Source organism: Pseudomonas sp. ES3-33 (assembly GCF_000952175.1).
Lineage (GTDB): Bacteria > Pseudomonadota > Gammaproteobacteria > Pseudomonadales > Pseudomonadaceae > Aquipseudomonas > Aquipseudomonas gregormendelii.
On record NZ_JZRI01000124.1, the window covers coordinates 51846 to 69065 of the forward strand.

A 17220-nucleotide genomic window follows, 5' to 3' on the forward strand; every position below is an offset into this window, starting at 1 on the left:
CATGTGTGGAATTGTCGGCGCAGTCGCAGAACGTAACATCACCCCGATCCTGCTCGAAGGCCTCAAGCGTCTTGAATACCGCGGCTACGACAGCGCCGGTGTAGCGGTGTACACCAACGACCAAAAGCTTGAGCGCATGCGCCGTCCAGGCAAAGTCAGCGAGCTGGAACTGGCCCTGACCGAAGAACCACTGTTGGGGCGTCTGGGCATTGCCCACACCCGCTGGGCGACCCATGGCGCGCCGTGTGAACGCAATGCTCACCCGCATTTCTCCGGCGACCTGGCGGTGGTGCACAACGGCATCATCGAAAACCACGAAGCCCTTCGTCATCAACTCAAGGCCCTGGGTTACGTGTTCACTTCGGACACCGATACCGAAGTCATTGCTCACTTGCTGAACCACAAGCTCAAGGACCTGGCTGACCTGACCGTAGCACTCAAGGCTACCGTTAAAGAATTGCACGGTGCATACGGCCTGGCCGTCATCAGCGCTGATCAACCGGATCGCCTGGTTGCCGCGCGCAGTGGCAGCCCGCTGGTGATCGGCCTCGGCATGGGTGAAAACTTCCTGGCTTCGGACCAATTGGCCCTGCGTCAGGTCACGGACCGCTTCATGTACCTTGAAGAAGGCGATATCGCAGAGATTCGCCGCGACAGCGTGCAGATCTGGGACGTCAACGGCCAGAGCGTCGAGCGCGAATCCGTGCAATACCGCGATGGTGCCGAAGCCGCCGACAAAGGCGAGTTCCGCCACTTCATGCTCAAGGAAATCCACGAGCAGCCAGCGGTCGTGCAACGCACCCTCGAAGGTCGACTGAGCCAGAATCAGGTGCTGGTACAGGCTTTCGGTCCACAGGCTGCCGAGTTGTTCGCCAAAGTGCGCAACGTGCAGATCGTCGCCTGCGGCACCAGCTACCACGCGGGGATGGTTGCCCGTTACTGGCTGGAAGAACTGGCCGGCATTCCTTGCCAGGTCGAAGTGGCCAGTGAGTTCCGCTATCGCAAGGTGGTGGTACAGCCCGACACCCTGTTTGTGACCATCTCCCAGTCCGGCGAGACCGCCGACACCCTGGCGGCGCTGCGTAATGCCAAGGAGCTGGGCTTCCTGGCCAGCCTGGCGATCTGCAACGTGGGCATCAGCTCGCTGGTGCGTGAGTCCGACCTGACCCTGCTGACCCAGGCCGGCCTTGAGATTGGCGTGGCTTCCACCAAAGCGTTCACCACTCAACTGGTCGGCCTGTTGTTGCTGACCCTGTCCCTGGGCCAGGTTCGCGGCACGTTGGCCGATGGCGTCGAAGCCACCCTCGTCGAAGAGTTGCGTCGTCTGCCAGCCCGCCTGGGCGAAGCCCTGGCGATGGACAGCACCGTCGAGAAAGTCGCCGAGCTGTTCGCCGAGAAGAATCACACCTTGTTCCTGGGCCGCGGTGCACAATTCCCTGTCGCCATGGAAGGTGCGCTCAAGCTCAAGGAAATCTCCTACATCCACGCCGAAGCCTATCCGGCCGGTGAGCTCAAGCATGGTCCTCTGGCGCTTGTGGATAACGACATGCCAGTGGTTACCGTGGCGCCGAACAACGAGCTGCTGGAAAAGCTCAAATCCAATCTCCAGGAAGTGCGCGCCCGCGGTGGTGAGCTGATCGTCTTCGCCGACGAGAAGGCCGGCATGACCAACGGTGAAGGCACCCACGTCGTACACATGCCGCACATCCACGACATCCTTTCGCCAATCCTCTACACCATTCCGCTGCAGCTGCTGTCGTACTACGTTGCCGTACTGAAAGGCACCGACGTCGATCAGCCGCGAAATCTGGCGAAATCGGTCACTGTGGAATAAGTTATCCACAACCTGGTGAGAACTTTGGTTTTTAACAATAAAGATTGACACAAAACAATAAAGTTTGACACTGGCGAACATAGATTGACACAAGGCTCAAACCCCCGTATCTACGGGGGTTTTCCTTTCCAGGCTTTCCCTTTGGTCTGGAATCATCGCTTCAACTTTCAGCGGGTGTAGTCTAGAAAACGTTTTGTATACGGCCGCTTTGCCGGTCGTGTCCTTCTACGACTTTTTCTCGGCGCGAGGTGAAGCGGTCCGCATCGACTGAGGAGGCGTGGGTTGCGAGGTCGTAAGTTTGCATCACAGCAGGACATTGAACGGCACATTGCAAATGGATTTGGCGAAGGCGCCGGGGCAAGCTACGTGCCTTGGCTGCGGGTACAAGATGTCCCGTCGATAGGTCGTTCGCACAAGATTCAAGGCGTGAAGATCGAGAGGATTCATCACCTCCTGTCAGATCTCGAGCGTTCGTACTTCCTTGTGTGTGAATTTTCTGAAGACGTCGTGGATATACGGGAGCAATACCCTTTACTACCCACAGAGCGTGCGCAAGCGATAGCGTCGGCGATCGATGTACGCTATCCAAGATACCCTAGAACAACACTGCCTTATGTGATGACAACAGACTTCCTGTTAACTGTTAAGGACCCGAGCGGAAACTTCAAATCGGTAGCTAGGACGGTGAAGTATCGTTCCGATTTAATTGGCAATGGAAGTAAAAGAACGCTTGAAAAACTTGAAATTGAAAAGCGTTTTTGGGAAAGCCAAGGTGTTGATTGGAAAATCGTAACAGACGAGTTTTTTACACGAGATTTGATTAAAAATCTTGGACTAATCAGGAGGTACTCGAAGCTCTCTCGTGATTTAATGAAAGCGCCGTTGCATTCGAGTTTTATCGAGTGCCTTGTAAACAGCCGGGAATATTCGTGGACCTTGGCCACCTGTCTAAGAAAAATAGCATCACTTCTGTCCATTTCCTATATAGACGCTCAAGCAATTTTCTTTCATCTGGTTTGGAACAAGATACTGAAAATCGATTTGGTTAACACTCCTCTCCACCTTACTGGTCTAGTTCCTGGCTTCGAAGTTTCACCGGGCCCTGTCCAAGTATCGTTGAAGGAGAAATTATCATGACTGTTCTCGTTAATGACGTTTTCGAGCCTGTAACCGATCTGTCGGTCATTGCTACGATAGCCAGGCTCCTTTACCAGGATGAAACGCATGACTTAGCAGTTTTGATGGATCTAGCTGACCCACCCCGGCAGCCGTACGCGGTTGGTCTGGATGAGCTGCGTCGCTCGATAGCGTCTGGTCACACCAAACCAGCAGCCATCACCACGCCCGAGTTTATGCTTGTGCTTGAGGAACAGTTGGATGAGAGAGCCAAGCAAGGCCGGGACGAAAAGTGGGCCGTCATCGCCCCTCTATTAGATCCTGAATACCCGGGACAAATATTTGTACGAGGTGAGTTAGGCCGGCTTGTTAGCAGACGGGCGTCAGAGCTCGGAATCCAGCGGAAAACGATCTATCGGCTTCTTTACCGATATTGGTTTTATGGTCAAGTTCGCAACTCATTGCTTAATAATTATACGGCGGTAGGTGTTGCCGATAGAAAATATGATCCGAGCAGGCCACCAGGGCGAAAGCCTAAATTTCAAGGCGTTCTTACTTCGCCTTCCAAGATGCTCAGTGCAGTTGATAAACGATGCATCCGTGTTGGATATGCTCTTTATGTAAGAGATAAGAAATCATCTATTTCGAGCGCATATGACGAAATGTTGAGACGATTCTACTCTGTTCGAGACATCTCTAAAAACAGTGAAGAAGAGCTTCGTTTGTTGCCTGGTTCAGAACTCCCCAGCTTGAGGCAGTTCCAATATTGGGGACAGATTTTTTTCGACGAGATTGAAACCGAGCGTGGCCGTAAAGGGTTGAGGAGGTGGTTAAAGGATTGCCGTCCGCTTTCAGGTACCGTTCGAGATTGGCTGCGTGGACCCTGTCATCAGTTCGAAATCGACGCAACGATTGCCGATATTTATTTGGTCAACAGCTACTCTAGACGGATGCTCATTGGTCGGCCCGTTGTTTATATCGTAGTGGATAGTTTCTCCGGAATAATTGCTGGTCTCTATGTAGGATTGGAGGGCCCTAGTTGGAATGGGGCGAGACAAGCGCTGTTCAACGCGTTTACCTCCAAAGTCGAGTTCTGCGCTCAGAACGGCGTTGACATCAATGCAGATGATTGGAATTGTCACCACCTGCCCCACCAGATTTACGCCGACCGGGGAGAGATGCTGTCACTCGCAGCAGAGGGGTTATCCTCAGGGTTGGGAATTGAGATGGGCACTGCCCCACCTTATCGGCCTGATTGGAAGCCTATGGTAGAAAGTCGGTTTGGCATTTTGAATGATTTGACGGGTATCAGGTGGCTACCTGGCGGGGTAGCTGCGCGGGACAAAGAGCGCGGCGAGCGAGATTACCGGCTCGATGCCACGCTGAACCTCAAAGAGTTCACCCAAATCCTCATCAATTGCGTGCTCCACTATAACCGTCACCATCGACAGCCTGACCGACTGACTCAAGCGATGATGAATGACGGCGTAGAACCTACGCCTAACGGTATATGGAATTGGGCCTGCGACAACGACCTGATCGAATCCAACAAACGTCCCGACGAGCTGGTTTATCTCCACCTTTTACCGCGTGAGCGCGCGACCGTTCAAAAGGGCGGAGTGATGTTTCGCGGCATGCACTACGTGTGTGATATGGCCATAGAGAAAGATTGGTTTGCCAAGGCTCGCAAAGGGGGCGTTTGGTCAATAGAGTGTTGGTTCGATCCGAACTCTGCGGCACACATTTGGATTCAAGGAGAGGCCAAGCAGTTTATCCGTTGTGATCTTCGACGATCGGATGCCGGTTACGCGAATTATCGCTCGGACGAGATTTTTGATCTGCTCGAAGCCTATCGCCAAAAACCGCCTACTCGCCGTCGAGCTGAGCTGGAAAGCCGTGTGCAGCTTAGCGATCAGGTCCACCAGATCATCAGTCACGCGCTCGCAGAACGAAAACAGGAACCTGCTCCGCCTACTAAGGCAGAGGCCACTGGAAACATCCGCGAGAACCGCGCAGAAGAACGTCTCCGCGAGCGTGAAAATGCGGTTGTTCCTGAAGGCGTCAGGGTGGAGCCAGCTTCACTTCAATCTGAAACGACACAGAAAGCGCATGATTCATATGCCGGTGAGCGCACCGCTCAGGTTATCGATTTGCTCAAAAGAATTCGGCCAGGACAGGCAAAATGAAAGGTGCACAGACGTTTGCCAATTACGTCAGACAGGACATTAGTGAGTATGCGGGTAACCCGCTTATCGAAGCTTTGCCTCCGATATTGTCGGAGGCGGCGGCTGTTGAACTGATTTCGAACTTTCCTCAGCCGGTGGATCCGAAAGAGCTGACGCTCGAAGGAGCCACTCGAATTCACTGTATCGACAGGCTGAGAACCGTCGTACAGCCGTTCTTGCTACATCTGGAACTGGAGGCCCTGTTCTCACTGCTCATCCGTCGAGGGTATGTCGGGCGTAACCCGATGTCGCCCGCTACCGTCCGGCATTTGCATTCTTTATCGGGAGCTCAGCGTTACCACGATGCGTTCAAGTCCACTGCAGAAACGTTTACGGTCGTCGGCCTGAGCGGCATTGGCAAGTCAACGGCACTCCACGCCATCTTGAGCCTTTATCCACAGACAATCCGTCATGAGCGCTATGAGGGAAAGCAGTTTGTTCATACCCAAATCACATGGCTGAAGCTTGACTGCCCTCGGGATGGATCGCTGGCTGGATTTTGCCAGCAGTTTTTTTATGCGGTTGGAGACGCTCTAGGAGACAAGGACTACCACAAGCGCTACCGGCATCGAAACATCAATGATGCGCTGCAACAGATGGAGCAGGTGGCCAGCACGTTTTTCATCGGCGCCTTGTTGATCGACGAGCTGCAAAACCTCCACCTGGCGAAAACCGGTGGTAAGGAGAGCATGCTGAATTTTTTCCTGCACTTGGTAAACAACATCGGTATCCCGGTGGTTTTCAGTGGCACGAACTCGACGATTAGCCTGTTCTCAGAAGCCATGCGGACTGCCCGCCGAGTTTGTGGTGCTGGTACGCTCGAATTCAAACGATTCGAAAAGGATGATGAGGAGTGGCGGTTGTTGGTCGAAAATCTCTGGAGCTATCAGTGGTGCAAACAGACGGCTGAGCTGACCGACGAGATTTTTGACACGCTGTATGAGCACACTCAAGGCGTCACGGATTTCCTGGTCAAGCTGCTGGTATTGAGTCAGCGTTATGCGGTCCAGAGTGGCTCGGAGTGTTTGACTGCCGAGATCCTGGTGAAGGTAAGCAACTCAAAAATGCAGATTCTAAAGCCAGCCCTTTCAGCTCTGCGTAGCCGTGATCCGAAGCGGATGCGACAGTTTGACGATTTGCTGCCGATTGAGGATCAGCTGAGCGAAATGATGGTTTTCGATGGATTGGCACGAGAGGATCGCCTCACCTTGCTTCGAAGCGTTGTATCCCGTGAGAAGCCGGTAGACCCATCTCCGACCATTTTTGCGAAAGATCACCCATCGCCGATTGCTACTGCTGTGGAAAACTCAGAGGCTAAAGCGCTTAGCGAACATGACGCTCCCCTCGACGCTCTGCGCGCTGCGGGCTGGCTCAACGAGGACCTGTTTGAGTTCTCACCGATGTATCACAAAGCGTGAGTCGGAGGGGGGGTGAAGTGCAACTTAAACTCCATTTCTTCCCCGCCGCGTTTCCCGACGAGACGCTGCACAGCGTGATTTCTCGTTATGCCCGTCTTTGCGGTGTTCGTAATTGCCAAGCAGCATTTGCCGGACTGAAATCGGCGGCAGCTTTTTCGCAAAATGTGGCATTCCCGAGTCATTTAGGGGATTTTGTCGATGCGCTACCCAGCGGTACTGAGCTATCGGTAGCCGAGGTCCTCATGCGCCACACATTATTACCCTACTATGCGCCGTTTTTGAGGATGAGCCAGGTCGAACACGCTCGGACGCTGATGACCGCTGATGGGAAAGGCTTGATGTTGAAGCTGGGCGTCAACGCGAGCCGTATTGGATTCGCCTCCCGAGTGCGGTTATGCCCAGAATGTATCGCACAAGATCAGGCTCAACGGGGAGTCGCTTACTGGCACAGGGTCCACATGCTTCCAGGCGTGCTGGTATGTCCGCATCACGGTACGTCACTCAGGATCCTTGATCCTCGCTGGTCCAGCCGCAGCTCTCGACAACTCAATCTGCCCAATGATGAGAATGTGCAAGCACACACAGTACTTCTCGACACCCCGTTGCGGTGCATGCCACCGCTTCACGAAATAGCGTTGCGCTCACTTCAGGTCCTCGAGTCTGACGTCACTGCTTTGTCGGCGGAGGCGGTGCGCTTCACGCTTTTACACAGGGCAACGCAGCTCAACCTTGCTTCTGATAACCATCGCTTGCACCTGCACATGCTGGCGCAGCACATGGCCGATTTTTTTGCTGCACTCCCGCGAGAATGGGAGTTTTCTATACTCGGAGATGTTCGTGCAGGTACACCCGCCTCATGGGTCACGAAGCTGCTTCGTACGCCTATAACCTCTCACCATCCGCTCAAATACATTTTATTGGCCGGTGCTCTGGGCGTTGAAATGGTGAGCTTGCTTCATGGTCAATGCCCAGTGAAAGAGGCGGTGGCATGTGATCCGAAAGCTCACATTCGGCTTCACGCGCGCCTTTCTCCGGTGATGCCTGGTGAAGGCCTGGACTGTTCGTCAGCCGCTGTGTGGCAACATGCTCTTGAAGGAGCTGATGCCAAAAAGATCGCTGCCGTTCTAGGCGTTTCATCAGCGTATGTCTATCGTCACATCAGAAATGTACCCGGCGGGCAAGATGCTTGGAGGGAGGCACGATTTCACACTGAGCTATGCGCAAGACGCGCGGCTTTCGAGGCTGATTATCGATTTTACAAAGCACATGCATGCAGGGGGTATGCGTGGCTGTATCGCCACGATAAGCAGTGGCTTTCGGAGTCAACTGCAAACCCAAGCCCCCATCGTACGCCTCGTCTAAATAGCACCGAAATGTTCGCTGCCCTCGATGCGAGACTGGCCGGCGAAGTCCGTCAGTGTGCCGACGCGCTTTATGCTCTTGCGGGTAAGCCTGTCCGCATTTCGCGTACCAGGATAGGTCGGGAGCTTCATGTTCTTTCTCGCTTCGAAAAGCAGCTTTGCAAGCTTCCTCTGTGTGCAGCAATGCTCGAAAAAGTATGTGAACCAATCGAAGGCTTTCACGATAGGCGTCTGCGATGGGCTAGACGCCAATTGCTCTCAGAGGGCAAGGCTGTATCACGTTCTTCGCTCTACAGGGTCGCGAGCATTCGACCCATGCTGTAATCCAGCTGGGCATTCCCCCTCCATCTAAAAAGTTCTAAATCAATTCACCATAAACCCATTATTTTTCTGTTAATGAAAAAATTCCCCTCCAGAATAGGTCCGGCATACGCTGGATCATCACGATCAGCATGTAAACGTACTAACCCGCGATCAACGGAAATAGTTTTGCAACCGGCATGGGCTGACCTACGCGGGTTTATCGATACGTGTTTTGTATTCGAGGAATACGGGCGCGGCAGGATTTAGATGAATTCACTACGATTCAAAGTTGAGCGGCTTGTCATTTCAAATCCAGACCGGATGCAGAATTTTAGGGGTTGCATATATACTGCCCCCGGATGCACATTCTCTTCGAGCCCTACCTTTAATCGGTAAATGATGTCTGATCTATTATTTTTCCCCGTTTCGATGCCGGATGAAATGCTTTACTCTCGTGTCACCCGATATCACTATCTGTCAGGTAACAGAACCGCGACGGAAACCTATCGCGATTTGTTCGCATCGAAACCCTTTTGCATCGGTGGCATCGTACCCAAGCAGATCGAGAGGCTCGCGCACAGGCTGCCGGGGCAATCGGAGAGCAATCTCGCAGAGTTGATCAGAAGCAATACTACTTTTCCTGCTTACCGACCGTTTCTTGGGGTTAAGCAGAGGCCAGAGAACGACGTAGGGCCACTGGGTTATGACGGGGTGGTACGGGTGCCCCGCAGAGAAGAGTCCACCCATGGCAAGGCTAAGCTTTGTCCTACCTGCGTTCAGGAAGATTTGATTGAGCGGGGTTCTGCCTACTGGCATCGATCTCACCAGATACCCGGTGTTGCCGTCTGTTGGCGTCATGGCGACGCATTGATCCATGCCTGCCCCGAGTGCTCTCGCCCGTTCTACCGTAAATTGAAGCTGCTTCCCAATCTGACTGAGCCATGCGCATGCGGCTGGAGCCCGTTAAACAGCGCAGCAATACACAAGGGGTCAAAGATGGAACAGAAAGTCGCTCTGTTCGCACACGATATCCTGCAACGCAATATCCCTCCGATAGGCAGTACGGTATTAAGTTCGTGCTACGTCCGCCAATGCAAGAAACGCGGATTCATTTTCGGAAAAAATGCGGGTATCGCAAAACTATTCGACAGCATCCAAAGCGCTTACGGCGATGAGCTTTTGGCGCAGATTGATCCAGCCTACAACACCGGAAAGCATGAGCAATGGATCCGGCTCAAATCAGATAAAGGTCAGCTAAATATGCCGCTCGCGCGGCATTTGATCATTGCTCTTCATTTGTTTTCCAGTGCAGATGGCTTTGAAGAGGCTCTGAAGAATGAGTCTATTCTGCTGAGTGCCGCTGTTTCTCCGCGAGCGCCCAAAGTCGAAGAATCGCGTCTTAGTCAAAAAACTAGATATCGCCAAAAAATCGAGTTGCTTTTAGCGCTACGTACCGATGCCAATATCGAGTACCTCTGGAAGAAGGCGTACAAACCTACGCAATGGATTCTAGAAAATGATAACGCATGGTTAATGGCAAAACTCCATGCCCCTAAAAAAGCTACAGTTAAGGTCGAAAAGTCCGTCGACTCAAGAGACGACGCCTATGCAGCCCTTATCGAAGCGGGCGTAGATGAGCTGTATAAAGTTACGAAAGATCCGAAGAGAGTGAACATTCGGAATTTGCAATCGCTGCTCCCAGGTTCGTTACCTCATGAGCTGGATCTACGCAAGCAGAGGTTCCCTCTTACTTATCAACAGATCAAGATTCATCAGGAGTCAGTATGGCATTTTCGTCTAAGAACTTTGGTGTGGACTGTCTCTGAACTCATCAGGATGAAGCTCCCCGTGAATTACTCGACGGTAAGATTGACCTCAGCGGTATCAAGCAAGGTTTTCCTGGTTTTTTGCAGTTTCTTCGAGTGGGATCTGGAAAGCCTGGCAAGAACCGGGGTCGACGCGGAGGCCCTGCTCAGGTCTACCGGCGTATCGAGGAATTGGGAGGGACCACCGGTTCAAATAAGCTTTTGAGGGCATCTTTGTTCCGTCAGCGTCTGCCAACCTTTGGTGTTAACAAAAATCCCATCTGGCTTGAAAGCGTAAATGCGGGGTAGCGTCCACCTTTCACATTAGTAACCTTCGCGGCAGCTTTCTGAAAGCTTTCACTTGTTACTCTTTAACTCAGTAAATTGAGCTTTAGGAGAAAATCATGAAAGCAATGACAGCAGTGAAAGCGTTTTGCGCCGCTTCGATTTTGACCTTATCTTCATTAGCCATGGCTGAAGGTGGCGGTGACCGCGTGTATGGTCGAATGATGCAAGAGAACCAACAAGCAATGGAGCAATATGCCTCAAGGAACGGCAAGACTCCTCCTGAAGTTGTTCATTATGAATATGGTATGAACCTCGATATCCACAAGGTCGTCAGTGTCACGCAAGCCAATAAAACCTGTGGGGTTGCCCCTTCGCGCATGACCTATGAAGACTCTACGGGCAAGCTTAACACCGTGGAATATAAGGTCATGGCCGACAACTGCCCCCATGGAAGCTAGACAATGAAATTATTTAAGAACTGCATAATTCTCCTTTGTCCGAAACTAGCTTACTGCTCGCTGACGTAGAAGTAATTTTCAGGAAAGCCTGAAGTTATCCATTTTATGAAATCATTCCGTCAGTCGAAGGGTTTCTAACGTGCAGTAAACAATTGCTCGACCACCTGATACATCCCGCCTCCTTGTTTTTCCTTTGGTTTGGGAGGTGGTTTAGGCGCCCTAGTGGCGCCTTTTTTACGTTCGAAATGAGCTATGTCCTCTGCACGGCCATGACCTTCACCATGCAGGAGTGAGATTAGAAGATCAGTTTTCGGGGTATTCAGCAACGACGTGGTCTGTGCCTGCCTTTGACAAGCCGATTACGTTATACGCGTCATGTTTCCCGTCCACTTCCATTCCTGGGGAGCCGGCCGGCATGCCTGGAACGGCAATCCCGAGCAGGTCATCACGTTTGCTCATCGCAATGATTTGCTCGGCGGGCACGTGACCTTCAACAAACTTTCCGTTGATGGTTGCTGTGTGACAGGACGAGAGCTCAGGAGAAATCCCGAGACCGCGCTTGATCGCGCTCATGTTGGTTTCCACGTGATCAACGACGGTAAAGCCGCTGGCTTCAAGGTGCTGGACCCATTTCTTGCAGCATCCGCAATTAGCGTCGCGATGTACATCGATCGTCAATGGCTCTGCTGCGTGACTGGCTGAACTGATGAACAGAGCCACGAGAGCAGCGAGACGAAGTGCCCGTCTGCGACGAAGAGAATTATTTCGCATGGGTATGTTCCTTCCCATCAGTATGTGTATGTGATTTGGGCTGTACGGTTGGAGTCGGGGCCGCGTCATCTGAAGCTTCCCTACCCTTATGATCGGCGTGGTCCGCAGGCTCCTTTGCAGACGGCGCTGCGGAGGGGCCATGGGCATGTGCCGTGTTTTTCTCGTCATCATTAGCGCGGACTTCCGCCCTTTGGTTGGCAGCACCTGCGCCACTTTGCCCCTGGGTCGTTCCATGTTGACCCTCATGGTTGTGCATCACGCTTTCGCCACCACCGTGTTGATGGCCACCGCTACTCGTGATCAGGGCTTTGTATTGCTCTGTATCAAGTGACGGAAGCTGCTGGAGAAATGCGACCATCCCCTATATGTACGGATCGGCCATGCTTTTGCCCCACGCGGGCATGCCGGTGGATTTGATGCCGTGCTTGATGATCCAAAAAGCTGCGGCTGGGTGCCCATCGACGCCCAGTTTTGAAAGGTTCGGAGGTGCGGGGTAAAGGCTGTTACTCAGTTCGGTGCCTGTAAGGCCCGGAGCCAAATGGCAACCGACACACATCGAGTTGTAGTTGCCAGCACCTTCACGGATGAGGGCTTCTTGGCTCAGGTCGGGGACCTGAATGTCGCGCGAGCGCACTTCGATCGAGCGATCCCGAGCAATAGAAAGTAGCGCGTAGACAGGGGCAGAGTGGGGATCATCCGCCCCGACATTGATCACGCCGAAATATACCACGCCGGCAGCCGCTGCTACGGTGGCCAGACCAGCAGCTATCAGTGCCTTCAGTGTAATCTTCATGCCCGGTTCTCAGAACCACATCCGGATACCGGCGACAAAGCGTGCCTCGCTGGCATCTTCACCTTCCTCACGTGCAAAGTCTGCCGTATTGCCATAGGAACGGCTCCAACTCACCCCGATATAAGGGGCAAATTGGCGGACAATCTCATAACGCAATCGGAGCCCCACTTCGGTGTTGGCTAATCCGGACCCGATGCCGCGCTGAGGGTCATTCTTCCCATAAAAATTGACCTCGGCCGTCGGCTGCAAGATCAATCGATTCGTCAGCAGAATGTCGTAATCGCCTTCCAGTCGAGCAGCCGATTGACCGTTCTCACCGATGTAGGCAGTCGCTTCGGCCTCGAAGTTGTAGAGGGCCATGCCCTGAATGCCGAGTGCGGCCCAGGTTTGAGGAGACCCTGGTTTGAAATCCTGTCGTACACCGGTGACGACGTCCCACCACGGTCCGATGGAGTGCCCCCAGAGCGCGGATAATTCAGCACTTTCCGTCACGCCATTGGTACGTTCGCCTTCCGAGCGCAACCACAGTCGATCAATGTCACCGCCGATCCATCCTTTCGCATCCCAAGCCAACGCACTACCGTTGTCAGCATCCTGGTATTCAAACTTATCCAGCAGCATGAAAGAGTTGATTGTTTTGTCGTGGACACCATGACCAGCGACATCTGGAAAGGCGGCTGCACGGTCAGCATCGGTAAGTACGGGGACAGGGGTTCGACTGGTTGTCGTCGTCCCTTCATCCATACTTTCCATGCCGGTCATTTGACCGTCGTCCATTTTCATCTTGCTGTGGTCCATAGCCCCCATGTTGCTATGGTCCATCGCTCCCATGGAGCCATGGTTCATCTTCGAGTGATCCATCTCTTCAGCGGCGTGAGCCACGGCAAAGAAGACAGGACTCGTAGAAACTGCCAATACCATCAACGTTGGGCGTAAAAAATTCTTGGTCATGATCTCAATCCGCCTTCTTGTTTTCATGGTCATGATCCATCGACTCATGGCGCATCTTGGTATGAGGTATCGTCGCGTGATTCGGCGTTGCCTCGTTTGACGTGGTCGCAGTCTTGTTCGGCGCATCCGCAGAAGTAGCAGGTGAAGGATCACCACGTTCTTCGACTGCCAATGCTACGCAGGAGAATCCACCCATCAGGCCAAAAGCAAAGAGGCAACCGATCAGCGATTTACGATTTAGGTGTGTGCTCACAGATCGTCTCCTTTACTCATCAACCCGTACTTCACGGAACATGCCCATTTCCATATGGAAAAGCAGGTGGCAGTGATAGGCCCAGCGACCTAAAGCATCGGCGGTTACTCGATAGCTGCGCTTGGTACCCGGTGGCATGTCGATTGTGTGCTTACGTACCATGAACTTGCCGTTTTCATCTTCAAGGTCGCTCCACATTCCATGAAGGTGGATGGGGTGCGTCATCATGGTGTCGTTTACCAAGGTGATGCGAAGACGCTCCCCGTACTTGAGACGAAGGGGCTCAGCATCAGAAAATTTGATGCCGTTGAAGGACCAGGAAAACTTTTCCATGTGACCGGTCAGATGCAGCTCAATGGTGCGATTGGGCTCTCGGCCATCAGGGTCCTGGAAAGTGCTCTTCAGATCTGAGTAAGTGAGCACCCGTCGACCGTTGTTCCGCAAACCGATACCTGGATCGTTCAGTTTTGGCGTTGGGTTCATGGCCTGCATGTCAACCAACGGGTTGTTGGTTTCGGACGCTGGGTGAGATTGCATCTCGCCTCCCATACCGCCCATCCCTGCCATCTGGCTGTGGTCCATGCCGGCCATGTCGGACATGTCGCCTTTGTCCATCCCCGCCATCTTGCTGTGGTCCATGCCGGCCATGTTGGACATGTCACCTTTGTCCATACCTGCCATCTTGCTATGGTCCATGCCGGCCATGTTGGTCATGTCACCACTGCCCATGCCGGTCATCCCGGTCATGTCACCTTGGTCCATTCCCTGCATCTTGCTGTGATCCATGCCAGCCATACCTGACATGTCACCCTGTTTCATATCGCCGCCGCCCATGCCAGCCATGCTGCCATGGTCCATGCCAGCCATACCGCCCATGCCCATGTCATCCATGGTCAACAGCGGACGCGGATCGATCGCCGGTACCGGTGCTTTCAGTCCTTCACGAACTGCCAAGGTCCCCCGCGCATAGCCGGTTCTATCCATGGACTGGGCAAAGATTGTGTAAGCCTCCTCGGTGGCAGGCTCAACAATCACATCATAGGTTTCTGCCACGGCGATTCGGAATTCATCGACACTGACTGGTTGGACATATTGGCCGTCGGCCGCCACCACGGTCATTTTCAAACCAGGAATGCGAACATCGAAATAGCTCATCGCTGAGCCATTGATAAAGCGCAGGCGTAGCTTCTCGCCAGGCTTAAAAATACCGGTCCAGTTGCCGTTCGGCGCTTGGCCATTCATGAGGTAGGTGTAAGTATCCTCGCTGACGTCTGCCAGATCAGTTGGGTTCATTTTCATTTCGGCCCACATTTTCCGGTCGGCGACGGCAGCAGACCAACCTTGCTTGCTGACGTCGTCGATGAAGTCGCCCACGGTACGTTTGTGGTGGTTGTAGTAGTCCGATTGTTTCTTGAGTTTGGCCATGACGCGCCCAGGATCCTCATCGGTCCAGTCAGTCAGCATCACCACATAGTCGCGATTGTATTGAAACGGCTCAGGCTCTTTCGAATCGATGACTATTGGCCCGTAAACACCTGCCTGCTCTTGCAACCCAGAATGGCTGTGGTACCAGTACGTGCCGTTTTGATGCACCTTGAACTTGTATTCGTACATGCCGTCGGGCGCGATGCCGTGGAAGCTCAAACCCGGTACGCCATCCATGTTGGCAGGCAAAATAATGCCGTGCCAGTGGATGGAGGTGTCTTGATCCAGACGGTTCTTCACGCGCAGAGTGACCGTCTCCCCTTCGCGCCAACGCAGCAAAGGCCCCGGCAACGAGCCATTGATGGTCATGGCTGTGCGCGGCGAGCCAGTGATGTTTACCGGCGTTTCACCAATAAACAGATCAAATTCGTTGCCGGTGAGGACGCTCGGCAGGCCGGGACTGGTCACTGCCCATACAGGAGTGCGCCACAGACCAAGGCCACCAAGGATGCCGCCGGCGGCCAGGCCTTTAACGAATGTCCGTCTAGAGGTTTTGGAATGCATGCCGTTTATTTCCAATCAGTCAAAAGGGAGCCGTTCAAATCAACCCGTGAGTTGGCAAGATGAGCTTCGCGTACCGAAAAAAAGACGAATTTTTCATTGCAAGCGAGCTCAGAAATTGCCACATCTAAACCACCTTCGTGATTACATTTCTGTCAGCTTGGCCGCGTGCCTGATCGTTCAGCAGTTTTTATGGTCCATCGCTTTGGCTTTGCTTTCAGCGACAGGCGGTTGAGCGCTCTGCGTTTGAGCTACCTGGTACGATTCCATCGAATTCGTCCTGGCCACTTCCATACGTGCGAAAGTCCGGTCACCACCGCCTTCAGCCATGGCCAGAGTGGAAACAGTCAGCGCTGCGACGACGAACAAGGTTTTGATGGTGTTCATATGGGCTACCTCAGATGTGTGAAAATATCCCCTCTGAATCACATCATGGATTGGACTCTTTGGGGGTGAGCAAAAGACTCAGTTGGACTATAAGAGACACCCCCTGTCAGGAAGCTTAGGCCAATATTACAGTTGTGTCAGTTTGGAATATTTTTCTTGAAGTACACGCTATTTAATACGTATGGTCTCCATCTTTTCGCATTGCGCGACTTTTATTGAATATAAGATTGAAGTGTAATCATTGCTTTGGGTTCCATTAATTCTCACGGAGGCGATGTTCTAGGTCTCTGCATTAAAATTAATAGGAGACTTGAATGCTCTGCTGCAACAGCTGGGTGTTCAATGATCAAAGAAGATAGTAATGCCACCGAGGGTGATTAATTGTGAGTATTAATTTTGAGAAAGCATTAGGCTCCGCAGAAAGAGCGTTAGTTTATCGTGGCCAAAGAGCTGAGATCTTAAGTAACAATATCGCGAACGCTGACACTCCGAACTTCAAAGCCCAAGACTTGGATTTTTCTACTGTGCTCGCCAGCCAAACCAAAGAACCTGCTACCACTGCGTTTTCTTTGAAAACAACAAACGCAAAGCATTTTCTTAAGAAAGAATCGGCGGTGGCTATATACGGGCGCGACTTGCTTTACAGCACGCCGGCTCAGCCTGCCTTGGACCAAAATACTGTCGATCAGCAGGTCGAGGTCGCGAAATACACGGAAAACGCGATACGTTTCGATGCCGCTTTTACTCGGCTAAATGGAGCATTCAAGGGTTTGCTCAAAGCTCTGCGCGGTGACTAGCAGCATAGGCGCATGCGAGCCAACTTTGGCCGATACAGCGGCTCAGGTACTTTCGGATTCAAAGGTATTCACCATCAGACGACGCTCTACTCAGGAGCAGGCGTCTCCATTCAATGGCTGATCTTGGAAGGAAAACCAACAGCCTCCACAGCTTTACGGAGCTGTTCAGCGTTTTCGCTACTTTCAACACTCACCTTACCGGTTGATCGATCGACGGAGACCGTAGCGTTGTCGTCCAGTGCCTGGATCGCTCTGGTGATTTTGCCGACGCAGCTGCCGCAACCAATGCCTGATACATCTAAGACGACCATGTGAATTACCCTCGTGCTGAGCGGTGTCTTTTCCCCGCAGCGACAGCATCGACGTTGACACCATGGCAAGGTCAACGATTATCTAATCAAAGCCGTGAGCGCAGATTTCGAGAAGTTTTACGGGACTTGACCACTCGGCTGCTAATTAGCTCGCTACCATTTG

Annotated in this window: 14 protein-coding genes and 2 pseudogenes; 9 read left to right on the plus strand and 7 right to left on the minus strand. The window is 52.7% G+C overall.

Translation table 11 applies throughout. The annotated features are described in order from the left end of the window. Position 1: 1 nt before the first annotated feature. The 8 genes and pseudogenes from glmS (at position 2) to UB23_RS21175 (ending at position 10808) form a co-directional block, all read left to right on the plus strand. Entirely contained in the window at positions 2-1834 is a 1833-nt protein-coding gene (gene glmS, locus UB23_RS21140; protein ID WP_045061249.1) for a glutamine--fructose-6-phosphate transaminase (isomerizing), read from the plus strand. A 282-nt stretch (positions 1835-2116) separates the two neighbouring features. Then, the gene (locus tag UB23_RS21145; RefSeq protein WP_045061250.1) at positions 2117-2971 is read left to right on the plus strand and encodes a TnsA endonuclease N-terminal domain-containing protein; all 855 of its coding nucleotides are present in this window, start codon (positions 2117-2119) and stop codon (positions 2969-2971) included. Beyond that, entirely contained in the window at positions 2968-5136 is a 2169-nt protein-coding gene (locus tag UB23_RS21150; protein ID WP_045061251.1) for a Mu transposase C-terminal domain-containing protein, read from the plus strand. The genes UB23_RS21145 and UB23_RS21150 overlap by 4 nt, the downstream gene beginning before the upstream one ends. Continuing rightward, the gene (locus UB23_RS21155) at positions 5133-6593 is read left to right on the plus strand and encodes an ATP-binding protein (protein WP_019816907.1); all 1461 of its coding nucleotides are present in this window, start codon (positions 5133-5135) and stop codon (positions 6591-6593) included. Before UB23_RS21150 ends, UB23_RS21155 begins: the two co-directional genes overlap by 4 nt. A gap of 17 nt (positions 6594-6610) precedes the next feature. Continuing rightward, positions 6611-8278 (plus strand): TnsD family Tn7-like transposition protein, encoded by a 1668-nt coding sequence (locus tag UB23_RS28800; protein WP_082060923.1) that lies wholly within the window; start codon positions 6611-6613, stop codon positions 8276-8278. Positions 8279-8656: 378 nt separating this feature from the next. Further along, positions 8657-9106 (plus strand): annotated as a pseudogene (locus tag UB23_RS30380) (TniQ family protein); the annotation flags it as partial. A gap of 147 nt (positions 9107-9253) precedes the next feature. Further along, the gene (locus UB23_RS30385) at positions 9254-10288 is read left to right on the plus strand and encodes a hypothetical protein (RefSeq protein ID WP_019816903.1); all 1035 of its coding nucleotides are present in this window, start codon (positions 9254-9256) and stop codon (positions 10286-10288) included. Positions 10289-10475: 187 nt separating this feature from the next. Continuing rightward, complete coding sequence (locus UB23_RS21175; protein ID WP_032872197.1) at positions 10476-10808, plus strand: DUF2790 domain-containing protein; 333 nt, start codon at positions 10476-10478, stop codon at positions 10806-10808. A 303-nt stretch (positions 10809-11111) separates the two neighbouring features. Here the strand turns inward: UB23_RS21175 and UB23_RS21180 are convergent, their stop codons facing one another. The 6 genes and pseudogenes from UB23_RS21180 to UB23_RS21200 form a co-directional block, all read right to left on the minus strand. Beyond that, positions 11112-11579, minus strand: a complete 468-nt coding sequence (locus UB23_RS21180) for a DUF411 domain-containing protein (protein WP_032872163.1) — start codon at positions 11577-11579, stop codon at positions 11112-11114. After that, a pseudogene (locus UB23_RS21185) lies at positions 11569-12372 on the minus strand (c-type cytochrome). The gene UB23_RS21180 and the pseudogene UB23_RS21185 overlap by 11 nt, the downstream one beginning before the upstream one ends. A gap of 9 nt (positions 12373-12381) precedes the next feature. Further along, positions 12382-13356 carry a copper resistance protein B gene (locus UB23_RS21190; RefSeq protein WP_019816897.1) on the minus strand — a complete coding sequence of 325 codons (975 nt, stop codon included), beginning with the start codon at positions 13354-13356 and terminating at the stop codon, positions 12382-12384. After that, positions 13328-13576 carry a hypothetical protein gene (locus tag UB23_RS29565; protein WP_131670796.1) on the minus strand — a complete coding sequence of 83 codons (249 nt, stop codon included), beginning with the start codon at positions 13574-13576 and terminating at the stop codon, positions 13328-13330. The genes UB23_RS21190 and UB23_RS29565 overlap by 29 nt, the downstream gene beginning before the upstream one ends. Before the next feature lie 12 nt (positions 13577-13588). Then, a complete protein-coding gene (locus tag UB23_RS21195) occupies positions 13589-15565 on the minus strand; it encodes a copper resistance system multicopper oxidase (RefSeq protein ID WP_019816896.1) in 1977 nt (658 codons plus the stop codon). Positions 15566-15742: 177 nt separating this feature from the next. After that, positions 15743-15949: a co-regulatory protein PtrA N-terminal domain-containing protein gene (locus tag UB23_RS21200; RefSeq protein ID WP_019816895.1), complete on the minus strand. Its 207-nt coding sequence runs from the start codon at positions 15947-15949 to the stop codon at positions 15743-15745. Between the two features lie 383 nt (positions 15950-16332). Between UB23_RS21200 and flgB the strand changes: the two genes are divergently transcribed. Continuing rightward, positions 16333-16746: a flagellar basal body rod protein FlgB gene (gene flgB / locus UB23_RS21205; RefSeq protein WP_019816894.1), complete on the plus strand. Its 414-nt coding sequence runs from the start codon at positions 16333-16335 to the stop codon at positions 16744-16746. A gap of 110 nt (positions 16747-16856) precedes the next feature. Here flgB and UB23_RS28810 read toward each other — a convergent pair whose 3' ends face one another. Next, on the minus strand, positions 16857-17057 hold the full coding sequence (locus tag UB23_RS28810) for a heavy-metal-associated domain-containing protein (RefSeq protein WP_019816893.1): 201 nt from the start codon (positions 17055-17057) through the stop codon (positions 16857-16859). Between the last annotated feature and the right edge of the window lie 163 nt (positions 17058-17220).